This is a genomic window from Streptomyces sp. LS1784 (assembly GCF_020103755.1).
GTDB lineage: Bacteria > Actinomycetota > Actinomycetes > Streptomycetales > Streptomycetaceae > Kitasatospora.
Genome location: NZ_JAHSQD010000673.1, coordinates 1 through 3978, shown reverse-complemented (window position 1 = coordinate 3978; position 3978 = coordinate 1). Strand labels below are relative to the sequence as shown.

4 protein-coding genes are annotated in these 3978 nt (G+C 75.5%); 2 read left to right on the top strand and 2 right to left on the bottom strand.

Annotated features, from left to right (window positions below):
* Both KS423_RS40260 and KS423_RS40255 read right to left on the bottom strand, forming a co-directional pair.
* Nucleotides 1–271: hypothetical protein (locus tag KS423_RS40260; protein ID WP_224284686.1), on the bottom strand; the 271-nt coding region annotated here is incomplete at its 3' end.
* A 192-nt stretch (nt 272–463) separates the two neighbouring features.
* Nucleotides 464–1345, bottom strand: coding sequence for a DUF3027 domain-containing protein (locus tag KS423_RS40255; RefSeq protein ID WP_224284688.1), 882 nt, complete (start codon nt 1343–1345; stop codon nt 464–466).
* 542 nt (nt 1346–1887) lie between these two features.
* Here KS423_RS40255 and KS423_RS40250 point away from each other — a divergent pair.
* Together KS423_RS40250 and KS423_RS40245 are read left to right on the top strand one after the other, a co-directional pair.
* Nucleotides 1888–3237, top strand: coding sequence for an MFS transporter (locus tag KS423_RS40250; RefSeq protein ID WP_374120135.1), 1350 nt, complete (start codon nt 1888–1890; stop codon nt 3235–3237).
* Nucleotides 3238–3310: 73 nt separating this feature from the next.
* A complete protein-coding gene (locus KS423_RS40245; RefSeq protein WP_224284685.1) occupies nt 3311–3844 on the top strand; it encodes a hypothetical protein in 534 nt (177 codons plus the stop codon).
* Nucleotides 3845–3978 lie beyond the last annotated feature (134 nt).

Sequence of the window (3978 nt, the reverse complement as noted above, 5' to 3'; positions counted from 1 at the left end):
CGGCGGCGAGCACGCCGTCGGCGAGGGTCAGCCGCAGCCGGCCGGGGCCGTGGCCGGCCCGGACCGCGGCGTCGGCCGCGTTCTGCGCCAACTCGACCACCAGGCGGTCCCGGTAGCCGCCGAGCGCCAGCTCCTCCTCGGCGTTGGCGTCCTCCCGGAACCGGGCCGGCGAGGCGGCCCAGGCGTCCAGCACCCGCCGGCGCAGCGCGGCGCTGCCGAAGGGGTCCGCGAGGTGCTCGTCCGTGCCGCTGCCGATGATCCGAGGTTCCACTGGACCTGCCGCCTTCCGCTGCCCTGTTCGTCGTAGGGCATTCTTCCCTGCCCCACTGACTGCTCCCGACCACAGACCGTCGCCCACGGCCCGACGGACGGCCGCGCAGGGGCCCGGAAAGCGCCGCGGCCCGCGCCGGTCGGTCACCGGGCGGGCCGCGAGAGCCTGGGGCCTGAGGACGGGCCCCCGGGCTCAGGAGTGGCCGAGCTCCTCGGCCGGGGCGTCGGGTTCGACGGAGCCGGAGGCGCGGTCCGGGTGCAGCGGGAGCGGCTCGACCACCAGCTCGTCCAGGATCAGCTCGGACGGCGCCGGCGGAGCCGGGATGACGGCCGCCTCGGAGTGTCCGCCGCAGCCGTACGCGAAGGAGACGATCTGGCCGTCGGCCGGGCCGAACTCGTTGCCGCACACGCCGAAGGCCTGCCCGAGCGAGCCGCCGATCGGGATCAGGAAGCCGCAGCTCGCGCACGAGGCCGGGGCGGCCTGCGCCATCGCGGTCTGCGAGCCGTGGGACTTCTCCCAGCGCTCGGCGGCCAGGTGCAGGCCGAGCCGGGAGAGCACCCGGCTGCGGCCGAGGCCCAGCTCCTCGGCGACGGCGTTGATCCGGGCACGGGCCGGGGCGGGCTGGACGTGCGGGTCGGTGACGACCAGGTCCTCGTCGTCCGCCAGGGCGACCGCGGAGTTCGGCGCGGGCTCGTCCTCGCCGCTCCAGCCGGCCTCCAGCCGCAGGTCGTCGGCGCCGGTGGGCAGCAGGTCGCCCGGGCCCATGTCGCCGGGGCGCAGCCGGTCGCTCCACGGCACCCACTCGGGGGCGAGGACCGCGTCGTCGCCGGGCAGCAGCACGACCTCGTCCAGGGTGACGTTCTTGGCGCGCGGCGCACGGGCGACGGTGACCGCCCAGTGCCAGCCGCGGTAGGCCGCGTCCAAGCACTCGAAGGTGTGGGTGACGACGCGGTCGGCGTCCGCCTGGACGCCGAGGTGCGGCCCGACGGCCTCCGCCCCGACGGCCTCCTCGGCTGCCCGGCGGGCGAGTTCGACGGCCTCGGCACAGAGCCGGTCGGGGGTACGGCTTCGCATCGCAGCACTCACGGCGTCGATTCTCTCCCAGTTCTTCTGTCGCCCACGGCGTGTTGCCTGTTCCGTCGCGGCTTGGTGTCCCTCGTCCATTCTGCGCGACCGGGAGCCCCCTCGGGTACCGGCCGCGCCGCTCGACCGGCCTGCCGGCGCCCCGGCGCCCCGGCGGGTCGACCCTGGGCAGGCTACCCGCCGGTCGGTGCCCCGGCACAGTCCGGGGCGGACACGGCCGTTCCGGGGCCGCGCCGAACGGAGTCCGGTCCCGCGTCGGCTCGGCGATTCTGGGGCAGGATGGGCTTGTGGCGGACCATGACCCGTCGCAGCACGTACTGCGCGCCCCGCAAGCCGGCAGCCCCGACCGGACGGACGCCGTGCTGCGACAGCAGCCTCCGGTCCCCGGCGCGGACGAACCGCAGCCGGCGGGCGCCCCCGAGGCGTCCGCGGCCCCCGTGGACCTGCACGAGGCCGTGGCCCTGGACGCCCCCGACCGGGCCCTGCCGGAGCCGGACGAGGTGGAGGCCCCCGAGCCCCGCCGGCACTTCCTGATCCGCACCGCCTCCGCCGCCGGCTCCCGCACCGGCAAGGTGGTGCACGGCACCGGCCGGCGGATCCGCCGGGCCACCGCCGCCGAGGGCGCGGGCGAGTCCGGTCTCGCGAAGCTGATCGAGCTGCACGCGCTCAACTCCTTCGGCGACATGCTGATCACCGTCGCGCTGGCCTCCACCATCTTCTTCTCGGTGCCCACCGGCGAGGCCCGCGGCCGGGTCGCGCTCTACCTGCTGATCACGATGGCCCCGTTCGCCCTCCTGGCCCCGGTGATCGGCCCGCTGCTGGACCGCCTGCCGCACGGCCGCCGGGCGGCCATGGCGATGGCCATGCTGGCCCGCGCGGTGCTGGCCTGGACGATGGCCGGGGTGATCGTCGGCGGCGGCATCGCGCTCTACCCGGCGGCGCTCGGCGTGCTGGTCGCGTCCAAGGCCTACGGCGTGGTGCGCAGCGTGGTGGTGCCCCGGCTGCTGCCGAGCCGGCTGTCCCTGGTGAGGGCGAACTCCCGGGTCACCCTGGCCGGGCTGCTGGCCACCGGCGTGGCGGCCGGGGTGGGCGGGCTGCTGCACCTGATCGGGCCCGGCTGGCCGCTGCGCGGCGCCTTCCTGGTGTTCGTGATCGGCACCCTGATGGCCTTCCACCTGCCGCCCGCGGTGGACTCCGCCAAGGGCGAGCAGCGCGCCGTCCTGCACGCCGAGGTGCACGGCGAGGGCTCGCACCTGATCCACCACAGGCCGTCGCCGGTCAAGGCCTCGCTGCGCACGGTCGGCCCCTCGGTGATCCTGGCGCTGCGGGCGATGTCGGCGATGAAGTGGCTGGTCGGCTTCCTGGTGATGTTCCTGGCCTTCCTGCTGCGGGAGGAGCCGGTCGGCGGGCTGCAGCCGACGGCGGCGCTGGGCCTGGTGGCGCTGGCCGCCGGGACGGGCAACGCGCTGGGCTCGGTGCTCGGCTCCTGGCTGCGCACCCGGGGCCCGGAGGCGACGGTCACCGCGATGCTGCTGATGGCGACCTGCGCGACGGCGTCGGCGGCCCTCTGGTACGGCGTGGTGACGGTGGCTCTGGTCGCCGGGGTGGCCGGGATGGCGGCCTCGCTGGGCAAGCTCTCGCTGGACGCCCTGATCCAGCGGGATGTCCCGGAGACGGTGCGGACCTCGGCGTTCGCCCGTTCGGAGACCCTGATGCAGTTGTCCTGGGTGGCCGGCGGCGCGGTCGGCATCCTGTTGCCGCTGAACGGGAAGGTGGGCCTGTCGATCGCCGCCGGGGTGGTCGCCCTGGTGCTGCTGTGGACGCTGCGCTCGCTCTTCCGGGTGGGCCTGCGGCGGCACCCGACGGCACCCAGGGTGGCCTGACCGGAGCGGGCCTGCAACACGCGGTGCCGACCCCCGCGTCGCGTGACCGACCAGGCCCGGTAGATTCTGACGTATGAGCCTCAATTCCCGTGCCATCGCCGCCCTCGGCGCCGTCGTCGTGGTCGGCGCCGCCACGGTGGGCACCTCCGTCGCCATCGCCGCCGGCCAGACCGAGCACATCTCCCACCAGGCCACGCTCACGGTCGGCAACTCCTCGGTCGTCGCACAGCCGCTGTGCTGGAACGGCGGCAGCCCGCTCACCGAGGACCAGCAGCAGCAGTGCCAGGAGGACGCGACCAAGGCGCTGAAGGCGGGCACGCTGCCCTCCTCGGACGTCGTGGGGAGCGACCGGGTCGGTGTCGGTGTCTCGCCGAACGTGGCCGACACGGGCTGGTGGGCCTTCACCAACGGCGGCTCGGCCAACCAGGGCGGCCGCTACAGCCTGTTCTCGGCCTCCAAGGGCCAGACCTGGTCCGGTGCCCAGGCGGCGGGCAAGCTGCTGAACTCCAGCGGCAAGACCGTGGTGACCGTGGTCGAGGGCGACCCGAACCAGGAGGCCCCGATCGCCGTCTGGTACTTCCAGCTGAACAGCAAGGACAACAGCTGACGGTCCGGCGATGACCGCGCACGCCGTCGCCGACGGCCAGGGCGAGCAGTCGGGCCCCGCACGGGCCCGGCTGCTCGTCGTCGTCGCGGTGGCCGCCGAGGCCGAGGCCGTGCTGCGCGGCCTGCCCGGCGGGG